The 20711-nt window shown below is 44.7% G+C and carries 21 protein-coding genes; 17 read left to right on the top strand and 4 right to left on the bottom strand.

From position 1 onward, the window contains the following. Positions 1-27: 27 nt before the first annotated feature. From qoxB to qoxD, 3 genes are read left to right on the top strand one after another with little or no spacing between them, the layout of a single operon-like run. Complete coding sequence (gene qoxB, locus AC07VD_RS03770; RefSeq protein ID WP_003227407.1) at positions 28-1977, top strand: cytochrome aa3 quinol oxidase subunit I; 1950 nt, start codon at positions 28-30, stop codon at positions 1975-1977. A 13-nt stretch (positions 1978-1990) separates the two neighbouring features. Beyond that, complete coding sequence (gene qoxC / locus AC07VD_RS03765; protein ID WP_003227409.1) at positions 1991-2605, top strand: cytochrome aa3 quinol oxidase subunit III; 615 nt, start codon at positions 1991-1993, stop codon at positions 2603-2605. A gap of 1 nt (position 2606) precedes the next feature. Then, positions 2607-2981: a cytochrome aa3 quinol oxidase subunit IV gene (gene qoxD / locus AC07VD_RS03760; RefSeq protein WP_015384989.1), complete on the top strand. Its 375-nt coding sequence runs from the start codon at positions 2607-2609 to the stop codon at positions 2979-2981. A gap of 41 nt (positions 2982-3022) precedes the next feature. On the opposite strand, the gene ywcE is transcribed toward qoxD, so the two are convergent. Beyond that, entirely contained in the window at positions 3023-3286 is a 264-nt protein-coding gene (gene ywcE, locus AC07VD_RS03755) for a spore morphogenesis/germination protein YwcE (protein WP_003227411.1), read from the bottom strand. 227 nt (positions 3287-3513) lie between these two features. On the opposite strand from ywcE, the gene AC07VD_RS03750 reads away from it, so the two are divergent. The 4 genes from AC07VD_RS03750 to AC07VD_RS03735 all read left to right on the top strand — a co-directional run bounded on the left by AC07VD_RS03750 (position 3514) and on the right by AC07VD_RS03735 (position 8083). Continuing rightward, the gene (locus AC07VD_RS03750) at positions 3514-4659 is read left to right on the top strand and encodes a GNAT family N-acetyltransferase (RefSeq protein ID WP_125121061.1); all 1146 of its coding nucleotides are present in this window, start codon (positions 3514-3516) and stop codon (positions 4657-4659) included. Positions 4660-4867: 208 nt separating this feature from the next. Then, positions 4868-6052 carry a cell shape-determining peptidoglycan glycosyltransferase RodA gene (locus AC07VD_RS03745; protein WP_212128918.1) on the top strand — a complete coding sequence of 395 codons (1185 nt, stop codon included), beginning with the start codon at positions 4868-4870 and terminating at the stop codon, positions 6050-6052. A 106-nt stretch (positions 6053-6158) separates the two neighbouring features. Next, on the top strand, positions 6159-6908 hold the full coding sequence (nfsA, locus tag AC07VD_RS03740; RefSeq protein ID WP_014478349.1) for an oxygen-insensitive NADPH nitroreductase: 750 nt from the start codon (positions 6159-6161) through the stop codon (positions 6906-6908). Between the two features lie 173 nt (positions 6909-7081). Beyond that, entirely contained in the window at positions 7082-8083 is a 1002-nt protein-coding gene (locus tag AC07VD_RS03735; protein WP_032725137.1) for an LLM class flavin-dependent oxidoreductase, read from the top strand. Positions 8084-8120: 37 nt separating this feature from the next. On the opposite strand, the gene vpr is transcribed toward AC07VD_RS03735, so the two are convergent. Next, complete coding sequence (vpr, locus tag AC07VD_RS03730) at positions 8121-10541, bottom strand: serine protease Vpr (protein ID WP_217017257.1); 2421 nt, start codon at positions 10539-10541, stop codon at positions 8121-8123. Positions 10542-11070: 529 nt separating this feature from the next. On the opposite strand from vpr, the gene AC07VD_RS03725 reads away from it, so the two are divergent. Both AC07VD_RS03725 and sacT read left to right on the top strand, forming a co-directional pair. After that, a complete protein-coding gene (locus AC07VD_RS03725) occupies positions 11071-11373 on the top strand; it encodes a hypothetical protein (protein ID WP_003222155.1) in 303 nt (100 codons plus the stop codon). Between the two features lie 39 nt (positions 11374-11412). Further along, positions 11413-12243, top strand: a complete 831-nt coding sequence (sacT, locus tag AC07VD_RS03720; RefSeq protein WP_086344457.1) for a sac operon transcriptional antiterminator SacT — start codon at positions 11413-11415, stop codon at positions 12241-12243. Positions 12244-12281: 38 nt separating this feature from the next. Here sacT and AC07VD_RS03715 read toward each other — a convergent pair whose 3' ends face one another. Continuing rightward, positions 12282-13052: a formate/nitrite transporter family protein gene (locus tag AC07VD_RS03715; protein ID WP_217017250.1), complete on the bottom strand. Its 771-nt coding sequence runs from the start codon at positions 13050-13052 to the stop codon at positions 12282-12284. Between the two features lie 301 nt (positions 13053-13353). Here AC07VD_RS03715 and scrA point away from each other — a divergent pair, with 301 nt between their 5' ends. The 3 genes from scrA to AC07VD_RS03700 all read left to right on the top strand — a co-directional run bounded on the left by scrA (position 13354) and on the right by AC07VD_RS03700 (position 16517). Beyond that, on the top strand, positions 13354-14739 hold the full coding sequence (scrA, locus tag AC07VD_RS03710; protein ID WP_003227426.1) for a PTS system sucrose transporter subunit IIBC: 1386 nt from the start codon (positions 13354-13356) through the stop codon (positions 14737-14739). Continuing rightward, entirely contained in the window at positions 14736-16175 is a 1440-nt protein-coding gene (gene sacA / locus AC07VD_RS03705) for a sucrose-6-phosphate hydrolase (RefSeq protein WP_217017248.1), read from the top strand. Before scrA ends, sacA begins: the two co-directional genes overlap by 4 nt. Before the next feature lie 93 nt (positions 16176-16268). After that, the gene (locus tag AC07VD_RS03700) at positions 16269-16517 is read left to right on the top strand and encodes a hypothetical protein (protein ID WP_003243437.1); all 249 of its coding nucleotides are present in this window, start codon (positions 16269-16271) and stop codon (positions 16515-16517) included. 90 nt (positions 16518-16607) lie between these two features. On the opposite strand, the gene AC07VD_RS03695 is transcribed toward AC07VD_RS03700, so the two are convergent. Continuing rightward, complete coding sequence (locus AC07VD_RS03695) at positions 16608-17423, bottom strand: bifunctional hydroxymethylpyrimidine kinase/phosphomethylpyrimidine kinase (RefSeq protein WP_014665830.1); 816 nt, start codon at positions 17421-17423, stop codon at positions 16608-16610. A gap of 143 nt (positions 17424-17566) precedes the next feature. On the opposite strand from AC07VD_RS03695, the gene AC07VD_RS03690 reads away from it, so the two are divergent. The 5 genes from AC07VD_RS03690 (at position 17567) to AC07VD_RS03670 (ending at position 20701) form a co-directional block, all read left to right on the top strand. Then, positions 17567-17905 (top strand): PadR family transcriptional regulator, encoded by a 339-nt coding sequence (locus AC07VD_RS03690; protein ID WP_003227432.1) that lies wholly within the window; start codon positions 17567-17569, stop codon positions 17903-17905. Further along, positions 17898-18533 carry a permease prefix domain 1-containing protein gene (locus tag AC07VD_RS03685; RefSeq protein ID WP_130572985.1) on the top strand — a complete coding sequence of 212 codons (636 nt, stop codon included), beginning with the start codon at positions 17898-17900 and terminating at the stop codon, positions 18531-18533. Before AC07VD_RS03690 ends, AC07VD_RS03685 begins: the two co-directional genes overlap by 8 nt. Before the next feature lie 47 nt (positions 18534-18580). Further along, positions 18581-19114, top strand: a complete 534-nt coding sequence (locus tag AC07VD_RS03680; protein WP_024572195.1) for a hypothetical protein — start codon at positions 18581-18583, stop codon at positions 19112-19114. An 89-nt stretch (positions 19115-19203) separates the two neighbouring features. Beyond that, complete coding sequence (locus tag AC07VD_RS03675; RefSeq protein WP_069703977.1) at positions 19204-20010, top strand: glycosyltransferase family 2 protein; 807 nt, start codon at positions 19204-19206, stop codon at positions 20008-20010. A 13-nt stretch (positions 20011-20023) separates the two neighbouring features. After that, positions 20024-20701 (top strand): uracil-DNA glycosylase, encoded by a 678-nt coding sequence (locus AC07VD_RS03670; RefSeq protein ID WP_003242965.1) that lies wholly within the window; start codon positions 20024-20026, stop codon positions 20699-20701. Positions 20702-20711: the final 10 nt, after the last annotated feature.

The raw sequence follows: 20711 nt of genomic DNA, 5'->3' as shown, positions 1-20711 counted from the left end.
TATTGATCAGGAAAGGAGGAAGCCTGCATGAAATTCAAATGGGACGAATTTTTCGTAACTGGTGACCCATTAATTCTGGGCGCACAAGTTTCCATTGCGCTTTCAACCATTGCCATTATTTTTGTACTGACTTACTTCAAAAAGTGGAAATGGCTGTGGTCTGAATGGATAACTACTGTTGACCATAAAAAACTCGGAATCATGTACATTATATCTGCTGTAATTATGTTATTCCGCGGCGGTGTCGACGGTCTGATGATGCGTGCCCAGCTAGCGCTTCCGAATAACAGTTTTTTAGACTCAAACCACTATAATGAAATTTTTACAACTCACGGTACAATCATGATCATCTTCATGGCGATGCCGTTCTTAATCGGTCTTATCAACGTTGTTGTACCTCTTCAAATCGGTGCCCGCGACGTTGCGTTCCCTTACTTGAACAACCTGAGCTTCTGGACGTTCTTTGTAGGGGCGATGCTTTTCAATATTTCTTTCGTTATCGGAGGTTCTCCGAACGCAGGCTGGACGAGTTATATGCCGCTTGCAAGTAACGACATGAGCCCTGGGCCGGGTGAGAACTACTACCTCCTCGGACTTCAGATTGCCGGTATCGGTACCCTGATGACAGGGATCAACTTTATGGTAACAATCTTAAAAATGAGAACAAAAGGCATGACATTAATGCGTATGCCAATGTTCACATGGACAACACTGATCACAATGGTTATTATCGTGTTTGCGTTCCCTGTACTTACAGTAGCATTAGCACTTTTATCATTTGATCGTTTGTTCGGCGCTCACTTTTTCACATTGGAAGCAGGCGGTATGCCGATGCTTTGGGCTAACTTGTTCTGGATTTGGGGACATCCTGAAGTATATATCGTTATTCTTCCGGCGTTTGGTATTTTCTCAGAAATCATCTCAAGCTTTGCAAGAAAACAATTGTTTGGTTACAAAGCGATGGTTGGTTCTATTATCGCCATCTCTGTATTGAGTTTCTTAGTTTGGACTCACCACTTCTTCACAATGGGGAACAGTGCGTCCGTTAACTCATTCTTCTCAATTACGACAATGGCAATCTCAATCCCAACCGGGGTTAAAATCTTTAACTGGCTCTTTACAATGTATAAAGGCCGAATCAGCTTTACAACACCTATGCTGTGGGCGCTTGCGTTCATTCCTAACTTCGTTATCGGCGGGGTTACAGGGGTTATGCTTGCGATGGCAGCAGCGGATTATCAATACCATAATACGTACTTCCTTGTATCTCACTTCCACTATGTGCTGATCGCGGGTACTGTATTTGCTTGTTTCGCCGGATTTATTTTCTGGTATCCAAAAATGTTCGGCCACAAGCTGAACGAAAGAATCGGAAAATGGTTCTTCTGGATCTTTATGATCGGGTTCAATATTTGTTTCTTCCCGCAATATTTCTTGGGGCTTCAAGGCATGCCTCGCCGTATTTACACATACGGACCGAACGACGGCTGGACAACATTGAACTTTATCTCAACTGTCGGAGCTTTCATGATGGGTGTAGGATTCTTAATCCTTTGCTATAACATCTACTACAGCTTCCGTTACTCTACTCGTGAAATCAGCGGAGATTCATGGGGTGTGGGACGTACGCTTGATTGGGCGACTTCTTCTGCGATTCCGCCGCATTACAACTTTGCGGTGCTTCCTGAAGTCAAATCTCAAGATGCATTCCTGCATATGAAAGAAGAAAAAACTGAATTATACCCTGAAAGCAAATTCAAGAAAATCCATATGCCAAGCAACTCAGGCAGACCGTTCTTTATGTCTGTTGCCTTCGGTCTCGCTGGCTTTGGACTGGTATTTGAATGGTACTGGATGGGCGTAGTCGGATTGATCGGAGTCCTGCTCTGCATGGTTCTGCGTTCATTCGAATACGACAACGGCTACTACATTAGTGTTGATGAAATAAAAGAGACGGAAAGAAAGATTTCCGAATAAGGAGGCGTGAGTTATGGAACATGCAGAACACGGCAATTCTAACGCGCCTATGGAATATCAATCTGAAACCGGCAGACTTAATATTCTCGGGTTTTGGATCTTTTTAGGGGCAGAAATTGTGTTGTTCTCAACACTATTTGCAACCTTCTTCGTTCTTAAAAACAGAACAGCTGGAGGTGTCTTGCCAGACGAACTATTTGAAGTCAATCTGGTAATGATTATGACGTTCTTGCTGCTGATCAGCAGCTTTACCTGCGGGATCGCTGTTCATGAAATGCGCCGCGGAAGTTTAAAAGGCGTAGTCATTTGGACAATTATCACTCTTCTTCTCGGTGCCGGCTTCGTCGGATGCGAGATCAACGAGTTTGTTCACTATGTACATGAAGGAGCGGCTCTCAGTACAAGTGCGTTCTGGTCTGGATTCTTTGTTTTACTTGGAACTCACGGAACTCACGTAACAATCGGGATTTTCTGGATCACAGGAATTCTGATTCAGTTGAAGAAACGCGGCTTAACTCCGCAAACTTCATCTAAAATCTTTATCTCAAGCTTGTACTGGCACTTCTTAGATGTTGTATGGATTTTCATCTTTACAGGTGTCTATCTCATGGGATTGGGGGGTCTGTAAAATGGCAAACAAATCTGCTGAACACAGTCACTTTCCATGGAAGCACATTGTAGGTTTTGCACTGTCTATCGTTTTGACCCTGCTGGCTCTATGGGTAGCGGTGTACACTGACCTGAGCTCATCAGCAAAACTTTGGATTATCTTCGGTTTCGCCTTCATTCAGGCGGCGCTGCAGCTTCTCATGTTCATGCACATGACAGAGAGCGAAAACGGCACAATCCAAGTTGGAAACACGCTGTTCGGATTCTTTGGCGCGATCGTTATCGTACTTGGATCCATCTGGATTTTCGCGGCTCACTATCACCATGGTGACCATATGGACGGAAATCCTCCTGGAGGCGCTGAACACTCAGAGCATTCAGGCCATAACGAATAATACAAAAACCCTCTTCATTGGAAGAGGGTTTTTTGCTGTCTTCAGCTGCTTCGCTTTCTGCGAAGATACGGAAGGCCGTAAATGATAAATGCGGCGATATGAGCGACAATGACGTTGACGGCAAACAAGATAATCATGAGAGTGTGTCCTAGTGGAGAAAGGCTTTCTGTTGCGTAAAAGAAGAAGAATACCCACATTAAAATGATTGGCGGAATAGCTGAGAGTGCGACTTTTTTGTTATCAAGCCAAATAAAGAGAGGCGTTGCGCTGGCAACCAATAAGTAAGCAAAAAACATGTCCATCATACCCGTCTCCTTTCATTTTGTGATAACGTTTACAAAAATGAAATAGAGGAACTGAGTTGTGTCTGTTTTGTGATTGTTTTTTGAACATTCTGTTACAATTATTATACCATGTTTTCCAGAAATTGATACACGTTTTCGTGAAAATGAGTTAGACCTATTGTCTTATTTTTATGCTTTATAAGATAGGAGATTGTACGGAGCTTTCTTTTAGAACAGGGGGAATGTAGATGTATCAGGTAATAAAGCTTGAAAAAGAAGACTGGCGGGAAGTAATCAGTATGTCTGAATATGCTTTTCAGAAAGAACTTAGTGTTGAGGAACGAGAAGAGAAAGTAAAAGCTTTAGAGAACCATTACATCATCGGAATCAAAGAACAAGAGAAACTCCTTTCTAAGCTTCACATCATTCCCTTTTCTGTTATGCTGGAAGAGCAGGAGATGAAGATGGGAGGTATTGCAGGGGTAGCAACCTGGCCAGAATACAGAAGAAAAGGAACAGTAAAGGAACTTATTCTAGACGCTCTAGCGGTTATGAAGAAAAGAAACCAAACCATCAGCTTTTTGCATCCGTTCCTGATCTCCTTTTACCGCAAATTTGGCTGGGAACTCTGTTTCTATCAAAAACGCCTGACTTACCTTAAAGAACAGTTTCAAAAACTAGGCGATGCCCCTGGGGACGTGAGGAGGCTTCAAAAGGATGAAACAGATGCAGTGAATGCCATCTATAATCAGTACAGAACGAAGCATAATGGGCTGATGAAGCGTTCAAAGGAGCATTGGACAGAGAAGATCCATGGAATGAAAGCTATGTACATCTCTGAAGATGGGGTGCCCTGTGGATATCTTGTGTATGACATCAAAAATAAAACGATGCGGGTTGAGGAATTTGTTTATTTGAACAGAGAGGCACAGAGAGGCTTGTGGAATTTTATTTGCCAGCATGATTCGATGCTAAATGAAGCGGAACTGACTGTACGGATGGAGGAAGATCTTGATTTTTTAACTGCCGAACCCCGGGTCAAACAAGAGATATATCCTTATAGTATGGCGCGCATCGTTGACGTTGAAGGTTTTTTACGGGAATATCCAAAATCTCGGGTAACAGCTCCCTTTGACTTTAAGGTAACGGATCAATGGGCACCGTGGAATCAACAGACTTTCCGCGTCGATTCGCAGCAGGTGCAGATCGTTTCAGAAGAGTCATCTGACCATCTAATAGAATGCAGCATATCTTCTTTAACCGCTTTCTTCCTAGGCGCCAGAAGTGCCCGTTTCCTTTTTGAAGCAGGCATGATAAAAGGACCGGTATCTGAAATCAAACGGCTTGATGACGACTTTCAACTAAAACCTCCATTTCTTATGGATTTCTTTTAACCTCTTATTTAAAAGGGGTTTTTTTATTTGAAAAGTTTTGTGTCAATCGAAACATTTCGGTTTATCATACGTCATATTTCGTGTAGCTGAAAAGCGTCACAAGTGCGGAAAAAACTTAAAAGGAAGCGAGCTTCACGTGTCATCTTGAACGTGGTTCATGTATAATAAACATTAGTGATTTTCCGATGAAAATGTAAGGCGGGATAGAATGAGTCGATATAAGAAACAGCAAAGCCCCTTTTACCAGGGGGATTTGATTTTTATATTTGGTGTGTTTTTTATTATAAGCGTATTGGCGATTTATGCTGCCGGTCAGTTTGGGCAGTATGGAGATAATGCCTGGACGAAACAAATTATTTATTATGCTTTGGGGGCTATTGCCATTTCGGTGCTGCTGTATTTCGATTTGGAGCAGCTTGAAAAACTGAGTTTATATGTATTTTTATTCGGGATTTTGCTTCTTTTGATATTGAGAGTCAGTCCTGAGTCTATTGCACCAGTGAAAAACGGTGCAAAAAGCTGGTTTCAGTTTGGTTCTGTAACGTTACAGCCCTCTGAATTTATGAAAATCGGGCTCATGATGATGGTAGCCTCAGTGATTTCAAAAGCAAGCCCTAAAAAAATCCGAACGCTCAGAGATGATGTGTATCTTTTGCTTAAGATTGCAGGTGTATCGGTAGTGCCGATCGGACTTATCCTTCTTCAGGATGCTGGTACAGCCGGGATATGTATGTTTATTGTGATTGTCATGATCTTTATGTCAGGAGTAAACTGGAAGCTGATCGCAATCATTGGTGGTTCTGGTATCTTACTTATTTCTCTTATCTTGTTAGTAATGATTAATTTTCCTGATGCTGCTAAATCAGTTGGGATTCAAGAGTATCAAATAAAGAGGGTAACATCCTGGGTTTCTGATACAAATGGAACAACTCAGGAAGATGCAAATAGCAGCTGGCAGGTTGATCAGGCTGTTATGGCTATCGGCTCAGGCGGCATTGTCGGAAATGGCGTTCACAATTTGAAGGTGTATGTACCAGAAGGACAGACCGACTTTATCTTCGCCATTTTAGGTGAAAGCTTTGGCTTTATAGGCTGTGCAATTGTTGTCATCATGTTCTTCTTCTTAATCTACAGGCTTGTGGTTCTGATAGACAAAATACATCCGTTTAACCGTTTTGCTTCCTTCTTTTGCGTTGGCTATACGGCTTTAATTGTCATCCACACATTCCAGAATATCGGAATGAACATCGGCATTATGCCTGTTACCGGGATTCCGTTGCTGTTTGTCAGCTACGGTGGAAGCTCGACGCTTGCAACGCTAATCGGTTTCGGGATTGTGTATAACGCGAGTGTGCAGCTGACGAAATACAGAAGTTATCTTTTTAATTCTTAATATGCAGACAGCCTTTACAGAGGCTGTCTTTTTTTTGTGCAGAGCATTTCACTTTTGAGATCACTTTTTTTCGGATATGATAAAAAGTGATAAGGAGGTTCTTGTGATGAATAACACAATCGAAACCATTTTGAATCATCGGTCAATCCGGTCTTTTACTGATCAGCTTTTGACAGCTGAAGAAATTGATACATTAGTGAAAAGTGCGCAGGCTGCGTCTACATCCAGCTATGTGCAGGCATATTCGATTATCGGGGTTTCTGATCCTGAGAAAAAACGCGAGCTGTCCGTGCTTGCTGGGAATCAGCCTTACGTTGAGAAGAACGGACACTTTTTTGTATTTTGTGCGGATTTGTACCGCCATCAACAACTGGCTGAGGAAAAAGGTGAACATATTTCTGAGCTGCTCGAGAATACAGAAATGTTTATGGTTAGCTTGATTGATGCGGCGCTGGCAGCGCAAAATATGAGCATTGCCGCTGAATCCATGGGGCTTGGCATTTGCTATATCGGCGGCATTCGGAATGAACTGGACAAGGTGACAGAGGTGCTGCAAACGCCTGACCATGTGCTCCCGCTTTTCGGACTGGCAGTAGGCCATCCTGCGAACCTTTCCGGCAAAAAACCGAGATTGCCAAAGCAGGCCGTTTATCATGAGAATACGTATAATGTGAACACAGACGATTTCCGTCATACTATGAATACGTATGACAAAACCATTTCTGATTACTATAGAGAAAGAACAAACGGGCAGCGGGAAGAAACGTGGTCCGATCAAATACTGAACTTTATGAAGCAAAAGCCGCGTACGTATTTAAATGACTACGTGAAAGAAAAGGGCTTTAATAAAAACTAAAGCAAACCTCTCCCTCTGGAGGGGTTTTTATGTTTCACGTGTAACATATTCCGACAAATAGGGACAGGCTTTCACAAATAAATGGCGAATGATATGGAACACTGATAAGCAGTGTGAGCGGCTTTGGAGAAAAAATAGAAGATCAGTGATACGATGAGGATGAGGTGGTAGGGATGGTTTCATTAAGTATATTAGATCAATCTCCAGTATCAGAGGGCAGCAATGCAGAAACGGCCTTACAGCAAACTGTTGCGCTTGCCCAAGCTGCTGAGGACCTTGGATATAAGAGATTTTGGGTTTCTGAGCATCACTTTTCAAAACGTCTGGCAGGGTCCAGTCCTGAGGTGCTAATCAGTCATATAGCAGCGAAAACAAAGCGAATCCGTGTTGGATCAGGAGGAGTCATGCTGCCGCATTACAGTGCTTATAAAGTAGCTGAAAACTTTCGTGTTCTGGAGGGGCTGACACCAGGAAGAATTGACCTGGGGCTTGGCAGAGCACCGGGGGGAATGCCGATTGCATCATGGGCGCTGAATGACGGCGGAAAGCGCAATGCTGATCAGTATCCGCAGCAAATCAAGGAGCTGACCATGTATTTGCATGATTTGGCGGATGATAAACACCGTTTTCCGAATCTGACGGCTGCGCCGCATATTTCAACGGCTCCGGATGTGTGGCTGCTCGGCTCATCTGGAGAAAGCGCGCTGCTCGCAGCTGAATCTGGCGCTGGCTATATGTTTGCCCATTTTATCAATGGAGAGGGCGGAGAGGGTACTGTCAGACAGTATAAGAGGCGATTCAAACCGTCTGTGTTAGGAGATACGCCTCGAGCGGCAGTTGCTGTTTTTGTTCTTTGTGCTGACACGGAGAAGAAGGCAGAGGAGCTTGGGGCTGTGCTTGATTTTACACTTTTGGCGGGAGAGCAGGGTATTCCTTTAGAGGGAGTTCCTTCGTATGAAGCTGTTCGGAAAAATACGTATTCTCCTTATGAACAGAGACGAATTGCTGATAATCGAAATCGAATGATTGTTGGTACGAAAGAACAGGTTAAGGAGCGGCTGCTAGCTTTGAGTAAAGCGTATGAAACAGAGGAAATCATGGTGGTGACCATCACGCATCATTTTGAAGATAAGCTCCGATCGTATCGCTTATTGCAGGAGGCGTTTGCTGACTGATCTTTAAAAAGCCCTGCCGAATCGGCAGGGCTTTTTCTTATTCAACAGTGAAAGGTTCTTCGGTCAAAACCTGGCTTGACTTGCCTTTGTTCGCGGCATATGCGAGCAAGTAATACTCTCCGGCCGGAAGTTTGGTTCCGCCATTAATCGTGCCGTCCCAGTCAAAGTACTGGTAACCTTTATCTTGGTTTTTATAAATGCCGGCTTGGCCTGCGAAATCAAGGTTGCTGTCATAGACGAGGAACGCCAGCTCTTCCGCTCCCGCAGGAAGGTAGGTTTCAATTTGATAGGTGCCTTGTACAGACCCTTCGCTGACAGAGACAGATGTGACTCTCGGATAATCGGGCTCTTTCACAATCAGCAATGTAGGTACCTTAGCGACCGTTTTTCCGCCTTCTCTGACGATAACCGTTCCTTCATAGGTGCCAGCTTTTGTTTTCTTCGTATTGACCTTTACTTTTGCAGTGGCTTTCCCGGTTTGATGTGCCGGAATCACAACACGGCTTGTGCCGGATGTGGAGATGCCGCTGTCATTAAATGAGTATTCCAGTGTGTATGATTTTCTAATGGAAGATTGATTTTCAATCGTAAACGTTTCTTTTTTCGTTTCGTTTCCGTTTTCCTTCAAGAACGTGCCGTATGAATAGCTTCCAGGTGAGACGAGCGAATCTGCTTTGATTGCGTTCATGATTCTTGCGCTGCCTGCGCCTTGAGCGTTATGCGGATATACTTCCCCATCGCTATCCTTTAAAGTGACAGCGGTATTCATGATGGCGGCTTTAATCTGTTCAACGCTCCACTTTGGCTTGGCTTGTTTAATAACGGCAACCGCTCCGGCAATATGAGGCGATGCCATGCTTGTTCCTTGTTTTGATCCGTAGCCGTATGGATGGTCAGGATCGTGTGTTGGGATCGTGCTCACGATATTGACCCCTGGCGCCGAAATATCAGGCTTAATCATCCACGTATCCATAACAGGGCCGCGTGATGAGAAATCAGCCACTTGTTCACCGAGCGCTTTTGAGACCGTCAACTTGAATGTTGTTTTTGTCTCACCAGCTTTCAGGGCGCTGACGAGTTTTTCGCCGTCTTCTAATGAAAGCTTAATCGTTGGGACAGACATGCCTGGGACATTGGCTTCAATTTCTCCAGAGAGGTTGTTATACACAACCATGCCGATTGCACCGGCTTTTTTAGCGTTATCCGCTTTATCCACAAATGCAATGCTGCCTCGTTTGACAACGGCGACTTTGCCTGTCAGGTCTTTCCCTTCAAAATCCTTTTCTTCGCCGATTCCTGCTTCGACAAGCTCAATTTCTTTGTTATTGAGCGCTTTGACGTCGTCCTCTTTGTTATAGCCCATCACTTTTGCTGAAGAATAGGAGCCGAAAGTGACGGCGTATTCATTGAGCGGCAGCTGAGTCGCACCGACAGAAATCGCTTCTCTTGATGTGCCCGGCGATCCGACTGTCCAGCCGTTCGGTCCGCTGTTGCCGTTTGAGGTAACAGCGACAACGCCTTCTGACATGGCCCAGTCAAGCGCTGTGCTTGTCGCCCAGTCCGGGTTGTTTAAAGAGTTTCCGAGAGACAGGTTCATCACATCTGCCCCGTCCTGCACTGCACGTTCCACGCCCGCGATGACGTTTTCCGTTGTGCCGCTTCCGCCAGGCCCTAACACACGATAAGCAAGAAGTGTTGCATCAGGCGCTACGCCTTTAATTGTTCCGTTTGCAGCCACAGTTCCGGCTACGTGTGTGCCGTGGTCAGTCGCTCCGCCCCTCGGATCGCCTGTTGGTGTTTCTTTTGGATCGTAATCATTGTCCACAAAATCGTATCCTTTATATTGTCCAAAGTTTTTCTTCAGATCTGGGTGATTGTATTCAACTCCAGTGTCAATAATCGCCACCTTGATGCCTTTTCCTGTGTAGCCTAAATCCCATGCATCGTTTGCTCCGATATAAGGCGCACTGTCATCCATTTGCGGAGATACGGCGTCTTCGGAGATTGTGACGTCTTTATCCTTCATATTGTCTGTTTTATATGTGACGTTCGGGTACACTGCCTTAACGTCTTTTACCGCGAGAAGTTTTGGAATCTCATTAGCTGGAAGCTTCATAGAGAAGCCTGAGAATACCTGCTCATATTCCCGGTTTACTTTTCCGTTTTTCACCGCTTTGATTGCTTTGTTTTTTGCTTTTGTGCGAGCGGTTTTCAGCTTGCTTTTCGATTGGCTTTCTCCCGCTTCCTTCGCTTCTGCCAAGGATTTTTCTTTTAATTCCACTATAACGGTTGTTTTTTTGCTTGTCGTCATGTCGATATCACCGAATACCTCGGCTTTTTCCAGATCAGCCGACGTTTTTGAAGAAGCCGGAGCTGCCTGGACGCCCGTAATACCTGTGGATAACGCAAAAAATAAGACAAAACTTACAAGCAGAAAGCGAATGATCCCCTTTTTCAATGTGTTTCCCCCTTTGTATTTAGAAAAAATGTGAAAGATCTAGTATATATTTCTTGAAAATTCAAAAAAATCCTTGTGTCATTTGGACCATTTATTGGATTTTGTTTGTGTATAACGAAGGAGTTATACACAGAACCCTGTGTATAAGTGAATAAACCTGTGTATATATATAGTTAGGAATATACGTTCGTATACAAAATATAGATAGAGTTTGTGGACATGTGGATATCTCTTGTGATTAAGTTGTTCTTATCTTTGGGATAACTTGTGTATAAAGTTTTCAAAGCGGTTCTCCAATTTTCATTTCAATTCTTTCAGCTTTCAACAAAACTTCTAAAAACTAGTTGGTTTTTTCACTCATATTGTGACAAAGAATTCTCTTTCCACGGTCTATCATAGAGTCATGAGTTTTGCTAGAGCCGCTAGTTTGCGAGAAAAGAAATCGGCCGTCTTTTCTTGCGGGCTGCGGCTGAGAAAACGGGCTGCTAAAAAGGCTGCCTGCCAAAAAGAAGCGGAGGGATGTTTTTCTATGAAACGTTTGCTTGTATCTTTACGGGTGTGGATGGTCTTTTTGATGAACTGGGTGACGCCGGACAGAAAAACTGCGGCTGCCGCGGTCTATTCGGCTCAGCGTACATACCAAAGAAAGGCGGCTGTGCAGGCCGCAGGACTCGTTTCGTTTTATGAGTGGCGGATGGCTGTGAATGAGGAAGAAAAGCAGAAAGCGAAAGCCGCCGCGCTTTATAAAAGAAGATGTTTGCAAGCCTTCAAGGAATCGCCAAAGCAGGAGAGAGCGGGCCCGCATCTTTACATGGCGGTCAAAAGGAGGTAAAATCCCAGTCAAAAGCAAATTGGCGGGAGAGATAACCTCTTGAAAATCTATAAAGTATTAAACAACAATGCGGCTTTAATAAAAGAGGATGATCAGGAAAAAATCGTGATGGGGCCGGGAATCGCTTTTCAAAAAAAGAAAAATGATCTCATCCCTATGAATAAAGTGGAAAAAATCTTTGTCGTGCGCGACGAGAATGAAAAATTCAAACAAATCCTGCAAACACTGCCGGAGGAACATATAGAAATAGCTGAGGATATCATCAGCTATGCGGAGGGGGAGCTCGCGGCGCCGCTGAGCGACCACATTCATATCGCGCTTTCTGACCATTTATCCTTTGCGATCGAAAGGGTTCAAAATGGGCTGCTTGTCCAGAATAAATTGCTGCATGAGATAAAGGCGCTCTATAAAAAAGAATATGAGATCGGCCTGTGGGCGATCGGACATGTAAAAGAGACATTGGGCGTGTCTCTGCCTGAAGATGAAGCGGGTTATATTGCCCTTCACATCCATACGGCGAAGATGGATGCGGAGAGCATGTATTCGGCGCTGAAGCATACGACCATGATCAAAGAAATGATAGAGAAAATAGAACAATACTTTAATCGAAAGGTGGATGAAAACAGCATTTCCTATCAACGCCTTGTCACGCATTTGCGATACGCGGTCAGCCGGTTGGAATCAAATGAAGCGCTCCATCGTATGGACGAGGAGATGCTTTATTTCATCCAAAAAAAGTATTCATTCGCCTATCAATGTGCGCTGGAGCTGGCGGAGTTTTTGAAAAATGAATATCAATTACATTTGCCGGAATCCGAGGCCGGCTATATCACGCTGCATGTCCAGCGTCTTCAAGATCTCTCGGAATAACCGCTTTGACTTGCAGGGAGTGATCTCTGGAAGTTTTTTTATTGATCAGGATTCAGTGTGTAGTACATCCAGCCTATCATAACTATTCCCGCGGTCAGATTGCCGAGCGTAACGGGGATTAAGTTTCTGACTGCTCCCATCAGTGTCACTGTATCAGGGTGCTCGATCAAAAGCGAGATGGCGAATGTGCACATATTGGCAATGCTGTGTTCAAAGCCGGAAATAAAGAAGCAGAAAACGAATAGCATCATGGTAAAAAGCTTTGCTCCTTCCCCTTTGAGAGACATTGGAATGAAAAAGGCGAGGCACACAAGCCAATTGCACAGCATTCCTCTGAAAAACAATTCGGAAGCCGGCGGCTCCATTTTGTGCTCTGCCAAATGAATCAAAAAGGAATGAACAGAAGGCTCCTCAAAAAGTCCCGTCGCGCTGATCAGGATGGCAAACAGAATGGCGCCGATTAAATTGCCGGCATAGCTTGACATCCACAAGTACAGGGTGTTGCGCCAGCTGAGTTTTTTCCGGAGCGCGGTATAGGTGAAATAAAAGGTGTTGCCGGTAAATAAATCTCCGCCTCCGTAAGCAATCAGCAGAATAGCGGCCCCGAAAGTGACAGCGGCTGCCGGAAAGGCAAACGGAGAATCAGCCATAAAGAAATAGCTGCCTGTTTTGCTTGCGGCTGTAATGCCAAAACCAATAAACATACTGGCCAAAATGGACCGAAGCACATAACGGATTTTGCTTGAAGCGAATATGTTTTGTTTTTTCAAAGCATACTGTTCAACCTTTTGCAATGCTTGAGTTTCCATTGTCTTTTCCTGCTTTCTTTCATGATTGAGCATAGTATAGCACGATATTGTGAAGTATTTCACAATTAATTTTTACGAATTTTTGTCTACATGTTTTATCAAACTATTTAACTAAAAAAATAGTTGACGAAAACGCTGTCATGATTTATGATGAAAGCGTATTCTTAATCTGAATAAGCGGGATTGTGACTGGTAAAGCAGGCAAGACCTAAAATTTGCGTAAATGAAAAAGGATCGCTGTATCCTTTATTCGTTGGCGAATTTTAGGTCTTTTTTGTTTAAATAAAAGGGGGAGAAATAGATGGATTACAAAGAGACTGCAAAACGCCTTATTGAGCTTCTCGGAGGGAAAGAAAATATTATCAGCGCGGCTCATTGTGCAACAAGACTGCGTTTAGTGATGAAAGATGAATCAAAGATAGATCAAGCACAAGTAGAAGAGCTTGATGGCGTCAAAGGGGCTTTCAGCAGCTCTGGCCAGTACCAGATCATTTTCGGAACAGGCCTTGTGAATAAAGTATTCGATGCCTTTTCTAAAGAAGCAGATATCGAGCGTGAAGAACACGTAAATCATCAGGATGCGGCAAAAGAAAAGCTGAATCCCGCTGCGAGATTTGCGAAAACGCTTTCTAATATTTTTGTTCCAATCATCCCGGCTATTGTAGCCAGCGGCCTATTAATGGGATTGCTGGGTATGATCAATGCGTTTCATTGGATGAGCAAGGATTCTGCGCTTTTGCAGCTGCTTGATATGTTTTCAAGTGCAGCATTCATTTTCTTGCCGATTCTAATCGGGGTCAGCGCTTCAAAAGAGTTTGGCAGCAATCCATACTTGGGAGCGGTCATCGGGGGAATCATGATTCATCCGAATCTTTTAAATCCATGGGGATTGGCGGAAGCGACACCTGATTACATGCATCTTTTCGGATTTGATATCGCGCTTCTCGGCTACCAGGGAACTGTTATCCCTGTCCTGCTTGCGGTGTATGTGATGAGCAAGGTAGAGAAATGGACGAGAAAAGTGGTTCCGCATGCGGTGGATTTGCTTGTTACACCATTTGTTACTGTGATTGTCACCGGGTTTGTTGCTTTTATCGCGATTGGCCCTCTAGGCAGAGCGCTTGGCTCCGGCATTACGGTTGCTTTAACTTATGTGTATGACCATGCCGGTTTTGTCGCAGGTCTGATTTTCGGGGGCACGTATTCACTCATCGTGCTGACAGGCGTTCATCATAGCTTCCATGCGATTGAGGCTGGGCTTATTGCAGATATAGGCAAAAACTACTTGCTGCCGATCTGGTCAATGGCGAATGTCGCACAGGGCGGGGCAGGTCTTGCCGTCTTCTTTATGGCGAAAAAGGCAAAGACAAAAGAAATCGCGCTTCCAGCTGCATTTTCCGCTTTTCTTGGCATTACTGAGCCCGTCATCTTCGGAGTCAATCTGCGCTACCGAAAACCGTTTATCGCCGCGATGATCGGAGGCGCATTGGGTGGGGCATATGTCGTCTTTACACATGTAGCTGCAAATGCTTACGGGTTAACTGGTATTCCGATGATCGCCATTGCGGCTCCGTTTGGCTTCAGCAACTTGATTCACTATCTGATTGGCATGGCGATTGCGGCAGTGTCAGCGTTCATTGCAGCATTTGTCATGAAGATTAATGAGGATGAGGAGAGGAAAAAATGACAGCACATGATCAGGAGCTTCGTCGCCGGGCTTATGAAGAAGTGGAGAAAAAAGAGCCCATCGCTAACAGCGATCCGCACCGCCAGCATTTTCATATCATGCCGCCGGTTGGGCTGCTGAATGACCCGAATGGCGTGATTTATTGGAAGGGCAGCTATCATGTATTCTTTCAGTGGCAGCCGTTTCAGACGGGGCACGGCGCAAAATTTTGGGGGCATTATACGACACAGGATGTTGTGAATTGGAAGCGGGAAGAGATTGCGCTGGCTCCGAGTGATTGGTTTGATAAAAACGGCTGCTACTCGGGCAGCGCTGTCACGAAAGACGATCGGCTCTATCTGTTTTACACAGGAAATGTCAGGGATCAGAATGGAAATCGGGAAACGTATCAATGCCTTGCTGTTTCTGACGACGGACTGTCCTTTGAGAAAAAGGGTGTCGTCGCCCGCCTTCCGGAAGGATATACGGCGCATTTTCGCGATCCGAAGGTATGGGAGCATGAAGGCACATGGTATATGGTGATTGGTGCGCAAACAGAGAATTTGAAAGGGCAGGCTGTATTGTTTGCTTCTGATAACCTGATAGAGTGGAGATTTCTTGGCCCGATAACTGGCGCAGGCTTCAACGGGCTGGACGATTTTGGATACATGTGGGAATGCCCTGATTTGTTTTCCCTTCAAGGATCGGACGTGCTGATTGTTTCGCCTCAAGGGCTTGAGGCTGACGGTTTCCGTTATCAGAACGTATATCAATCAGGTTATTTTGTCGGGCGGCTTGATTATAACAAGCCTGAACTGAAGCATGGTGAATTTATGGAGCTTGATCAAGGTTTTGATTTTTACGCGCCGCAAACACTTGAAGACGATCAGGGAAGGCGGATTTTGTTTGCATGGATGGCTGTGCCTGATCAGGATGAAGGGTCCCATCCGACCATTGACTACCACTGGATTCACTGCATGACGCTGCCGAGACAGCTGACGCTTTCAGGCCAGAAGCTGATTCAGCAGCCGCTGCCTGAGCTAAAAGCCATGCGCAGAAATGAGAAAAAAATACACATCAATATGCATGGATCATCTGGTACGCTTCCAGTGGAAAAACCTGAAAGAGCTGAGATTCTGCTGGAAGACATTCATACGGAGTCTGGCTTTTCAATCAGTATCCGCGGAACGGCTACATTTTCCTTCCAAAAAGACGAGGGGATTATTACGCTGGAACGAAAGAGCTTTGACGGAAAAAGAACAGAAGCGAGACATTGCCACATCAAGGATTTGCATACCGTACACATGTTTCTCGACGCGTCATCTGTGGAAATCTTTATCAATAACGGAGAAGAGGTCTTTAGTGCGAGATATTTTCCTTTCCCGGGAAATCATGAAGTAACAGCCAGTTCGACCGGGAAATCTGAAATGAATGTCGGAATTTGGACACTTATGTAGAAAATCCTTCTATTTTCTTATGTGAAATCTGAGCCATCTGTGCTATTCTTCAACGATAACCTACTATTTTTTTCTGTAAAAGGAGTTGTTTTCTTGAATATACATGAACAGAAGATAACACCGGAATGTTTGGAAAAGGCTGCTAACCAAGTTGAAGATAAGCGGGAAGAATATAAGGATGTGCTGCTTCAGCTGAAAAAAATGCTTGGCGGAACAACGCCGCACAGTGAAACGGCGGAAATTCTCACGCGGGCATATGAACAAATGAAGGAATATGCACTTTTTGTTCAGTCGATAGAAACATTTTTGAGGAAATCTGCAAACAATTTAAAAATCAAATAAACAGGCTGCCGATGGGATCGGCAGTTTTTTCTGTGAAAAGTCTTCGGTGATTTAAAAAGGGCTGCCTCTCTGTAAGGCAGCCCCTTTTGTTTATGATTGTTGATTCAGGCGCAGTGCAGAATGCTTCGTAGGACCAACATATTGGTTTAGCGGGAAGGATTCTTTAATGGCCGCTGTGATGAATTCTTTCGCTGCGTAAATGGCTTCTTTGACTTCCGCACCTTTGGCAAGCTCCGCTGTCACGGCTGCTGAGAATGTACAGCCTGCGCCATGTGTATAAGGCGTATCGATCATTTCGCTTTCAAGGACTTCCGCTGTTTCTCCGTCATAGAGAACATCAACGGCTTTCTCGTGTTTGAGTTTGCCTCCGCCTGTAATGACGACATATTGAGCGCCGAGTGCGTGAATTTTTTTCGCGGCTTCGATCATATCGTCAACTGTTTTTAGTTCATCCATGCCGCTGAGCTGGCTGGCTTCAAACAAGTTTGGCGTAATGACAGTGGCTAGCGGAGCCAATTGCTCACGCAGGGCTTGGGCGTGCTCCGGATAAAGGACTTCATTAGCACCTTTGCAAACCATAACCGGGTCAATTACCACATTTTTTAATTGTTTTTCTTTGATCGTTTTTGCCGCAAGCTCGATAATATCAACGGTTGGCAGCATTCCTGTTTTCATGGCGTCCACGCCGATGCCGTCCGTAATTGTTGCAAGCTGGGCACGGATTGTATCAGTATCGATCGGGAATACCTGATGGTCCCAGCTGTTGTTTGGGTCCATCGCAACGATCACCGTTAAGGCGGTCATCCCGTATACGTTTTTTTCTTGAAATGTTTTTAAATCAGCTTGAATCCCAGCACCGCCGCTGGAATCTGAGCCGGCAATGGTGAGTGCTTTATGCATAGACATGTCTTGAACCTCCATCGTGTTTTGTCTTTCATTATAGTTAGATTTTCTCTGTATCACAATATAGAAGATCTATAGGAATCATTTGACAATCTCAAGGTGCTTTCGTAAAATGCTACATAAGAAAACTAGGTAGGGGTTTTGAGATGTTAAATCGTGAGCTGGTTAAGGGAAGCACGGTTATATTGGTATTGACGCTTCTGAACGAGCGGCCGATGTACGGCTATGAGCTTGTAAAAGAAATGGGAAGCCGCAGCGGAAACGAACTGCAGATGAAAGAAGGGACCTTGTATCCTTCTCTTCACAAGCTTGAACGCCAAGGATATATTTCTTCCTACTGGGAGAAGCAGGAGAAAGGACCGGACCGCAAATATTACCGGATTACAGACGAAGGCAAAGAAGTGCTGGCGGAACGCACGAAGGAATGGAGCGTATTTTCAGCCATGATGGACCGAATACTGAAGTGGAGCGGACAAAATGGATAAAGAAACATATGTATCCGAAATCAAAAGCGGGCTTAAAGGGCTTCCTGAAGACGAGGCAATGATAGAAGAGATTGAGAGCCATATTGAACATCATCTGTTTTGCTCTTTTCAGGAAGGAAAGAGTGAGGAGGAAGCTATGCAGACTTTATTGCAGGCGTTTGGAACACCAACTGACATTGTTTCTTCGTTTAAGAAAATACAGCCAGTAACGTTCCGTGCGTTTTTGATGTTCCATCTTTTCTGTAACAGTGCCCTATTCGCTGTCGGCATTGCGATTACAATAATGCATGTATGGCTTGAATCACCGTTTGTTCAAGCAGTATGGAAAGGCATTTCTGTTTCTGTTTGGCTGATCTTAGCTGCATATATGATCTACTGGGTGCTGATTGGGTATCAAGGCGTGAAGGAGTTTGGAAAACGCGGAGAAAAGCTTGTTCTACATACGATTCTGATCTCAATGGTGCCAAACGTCATTTTTATGCTTGTTTTTCTATTCAATGTAATTCCTGCTGCGCTGTTTCAATCCTTGTTGACACCTTGGTTTGTTGGAACTTGTGCTTTTGCAACGCTGTTATTTCCGTTATTTGGCCGAATGGGCTGTTATATTGGCAAGCGTCAGCTTGCCTGATTTTTTAGGTATATACATAGAAATTCTATGTAAAGGAGGTGTATGTCGTGAGGATTAGCTCTTGTTTATATGGTTTTGTAGCTCATGGGGCAGTATTTTTGTTTACTGGTGGCTGCATGCTCTTGGCTATGGCAGCCAGCTTGCCTTTTGTTTTTCTGCTTGATCGGCTGCCTGATGTCGTCTTTACAGCAGGTGCCATTCTTACGCTGTTATGTTCATATGCTTATGTCTGGTTTTGGGCGGTCCGATTTGCATATAACCAGAAAATGCGCCTGTTTGAGGTTCAATTGGGGTCCTTTGTGTTGCTGGCCCTCATGATATCTTTGTTTTTATTGGATGGATCTAGTATGAAAGACATTGTGATGAATTGGGACGATGCAGGCTGTGCTTTTGTGCCGCCGGCTTTTACATTTTTGTGTCTTTCTTATGCACTGGTGCTGCTGCCGGTCTATCAATCTAAGCTGTGGCGTCTTATCCTTCCGAATGGCGTCCGCCTGAAAGATCTCTTTCATGTCTTTGGAGATCTGATGCTGATCATGGTGCTTCTGATCGGAGCCACTTTGCTGTTTCTATCATTGTAGTATGCCGTTTCAGTAGGATATTCCCACTGATCTCCCGTCCAATATATGTTTTAATAGTACATGACTATGAAAATGAGAAGGAGAGCATCATGAAGATTTCTATCGTAATTGTGACCTATAATCGGATTCCGGCTTTGTGTGAGCTTTTGGAGTCGATTTCCCGCCAGACCTTGAAGCCGTATGAAATTATTATTGTGAATGATGCCGGGGAATCGGTCGTGCCGGTCAAAGCACTTTATCCGGAACTGCCGATTGCTGTCATCAATTTAGAAAAGAACTCGGGGCATGTGGCTGCGAGAAATGCCGGTGTAAAAGAGGCGTCTGGCGATTGCATTATGCTGTGTGATGACGATGATTTCTTTACGCCAGGGCATATCGAGAAAATGGCAAAGGAAATAGAAACGGCAGACTTCGTTCATTCTGATGCGGAAATAGTTTCGTTTGAAGAGAAAAACGGAACAAGATATCCAGTGTCACGGAAATTGTTTGCTTATACCGCTGACTATGAGGATATGAGAGTGTTTTCTACATACGTGCCGTCGGGCAGCATGTACAGACGTTTTCTGCATGATGAAATCGGGTATTTCGATGCTGATGTGCACAATTACTGGGATTGGGATTTTTATTTGCGCGTGGCCAAGGATTACCGGGTGAAGCGTGTCCCTTGCGCCAGCGTGATTTATGCCTTCAGTGACGCGGGAGACAATCAGTCTGCGGACCTTGGCGCCAAGCGGAAGCAATATTTGGATCGTTTAAGTGAAAAGCACGGACTCGGGGAGCTGCCGACGAAAAACTTTGCCGTCCTGCTTGAAGAGCCTGAGATGAAGAGGCGGGAAGCAAAAAGTGAAATGGTTTGGGATGGCGAGCCTGTCTATTCCAGACTTCATCGTTCGTAAGGGGGCCTGAATCTTGAAACAGCTTTTACAAGACAGCTGGTGGAATCAGCTAAAGGAAGAGTTTGAGAAACCGTATTATCAAGAGCTCAGAGAAATGCTGAAGCGGGAATACGCGGAGCAAACGATTTATCCGGACAGCCGGGATATTTTCAATGCGCTGCATTATACCTCATACGATGATGTCAAGGTCGTCATTCTCGGCCAAGATCCGTATCACGGGCCGGGACAGGCTCAAGGTTTAAGCTTCTCTGTCAAGCCCGGTGTAAAGCAGCCGCCTTCGTTAAAAAATATTTTTCTTGAGCTGCAGCAGGACATCGGGTGCAGCATCCCGAATCACGGGTCGCTTGTGAGCTGGGCAAAGCAAGGCGTTCTTTTGCTGAATACTGTGCTGACAGTAAGGCGCGGACAGGCGAATTCCCATAAGGGAAAAGGCTGGGAGCGACTGACGGACCGAATTATTGACGTGCTGAGTGAAAGAGAGCGGCCGGTTATCTTTATTTTGTGGGGACGGCATGCTCAAATGAAAAAAGAACGGATCGACACGTCCAAGCATTTTATCATTGAATCGACGCATCCCAGCCCGTTTTCGGCGAGAAACGGATTTTTCGGGAGCAGACCGTTTTCCCGGGCGAATGCCTATTTGGAGAAAATGGGTGAGGCGCCGATTGATTGGTGTATTAAGGATTTGTAAAAAGCGCAGG

The organism is Bacillus sp. GW821-FHT01G09, from assembly GCF_059422205.1.
The sequence above is the reverse complement of the archived record's forward strand: the minus strand, read 5'-3'. Positions and strand labels throughout refer to the sequence as shown.

Bases quoted from the DNA above. Each gene is read 5' to 3' on its own strand.
- qoxB (WP_003227407.1), top strand. From the start codon at position 28: ATGAAATTCAAATGGGACGAATTTTTCGTAACTGGTGACCCATTAATT.
- qoxC (WP_003227409.1), top strand. From the start codon at position 1,991: ATGGAACATGCAGAACACGGCAATTCTAACGCGCCTATGGAATATCAA.
- qoxD (WP_015384989.1), top strand. From the start codon at position 2,607: ATGGCAAACAAATCTGCTGAACACAGTCACTTTCCATGGAAGCACATT.
- ywcE (WP_003227411.1), bottom strand. From the start codon at position 3,286: ATGATGGACATGTTTTTTGCTTACTTATTGGTTGCCAGCGCAACGCCT.
- AC07VD_RS03750 (WP_125121061.1), top strand. From the start codon at position 3,514: ATGTATCAGGTAATAAAGCTTGAAAAAGAAGACTGGCGGGAAGTAATC.
- AC07VD_RS03745 (WP_212128918.1), top strand. From the start codon at position 4,868: ATGAGTCGATATAAGAAACAGCAAAGCCCCTTTTACCAGGGGGATTTG.
- nfsA (WP_014478349.1), top strand. From the start codon at position 6,159: ATGAATAACACAATCGAAACCATTTTGAATCATCGGTCAATCCGGTCT.
- AC07VD_RS03735 (WP_032725137.1), top strand. From the start codon at position 7,082: ATGGTTTCATTAAGTATATTAGATCAATCTCCAGTATCAGAGGGCAGC.
- AC07VD_RS03725 (WP_003222155.1), top strand. From the start codon at position 11,071: ATGAAACGTTTGCTTGTATCTTTACGGGTGTGGATGGTCTTTTTGATG.
- AC07VD_RS03715 (WP_217017250.1), bottom strand. From the start codon at position 13,052: ATGGAAACTCAAGCATTGCAAAAGGTTGAACAGTATGCTTTGAAAAAA.
- scrA (WP_003227426.1), top strand. From the start codon at position 13,354: ATGGATTACAAAGAGACTGCAAAACGCCTTATTGAGCTTCTCGGAGGG.
- sacA (WP_217017248.1), top strand. From the start codon at position 14,736: ATGACAGCACATGATCAGGAGCTTCGTCGCCGGGCTTATGAAGAAGTG.
- AC07VD_RS03695 (WP_014665830.1), bottom strand. From the start codon at position 17,423: ATGTCTATGCATAAAGCACTCACCATTGCCGGCTCAGATTCCAGCGGC.
- AC07VD_RS03690 (WP_003227432.1), top strand. From the start codon at position 17,567: ATGTTAAATCGTGAGCTGGTTAAGGGAAGCACGGTTATATTGGTATTG.
- AC07VD_RS03685 (WP_130572985.1), top strand. From the start codon at position 17,898: ATGGATAAAGAAACATATGTATCCGAAATCAAAAGCGGGCTTAAAGGG.
- AC07VD_RS03675 (WP_069703977.1), top strand. From the start codon at position 19,204: ATGAAGATTTCTATCGTAATTGTGACCTATAATCGGATTCCGGCTTTG.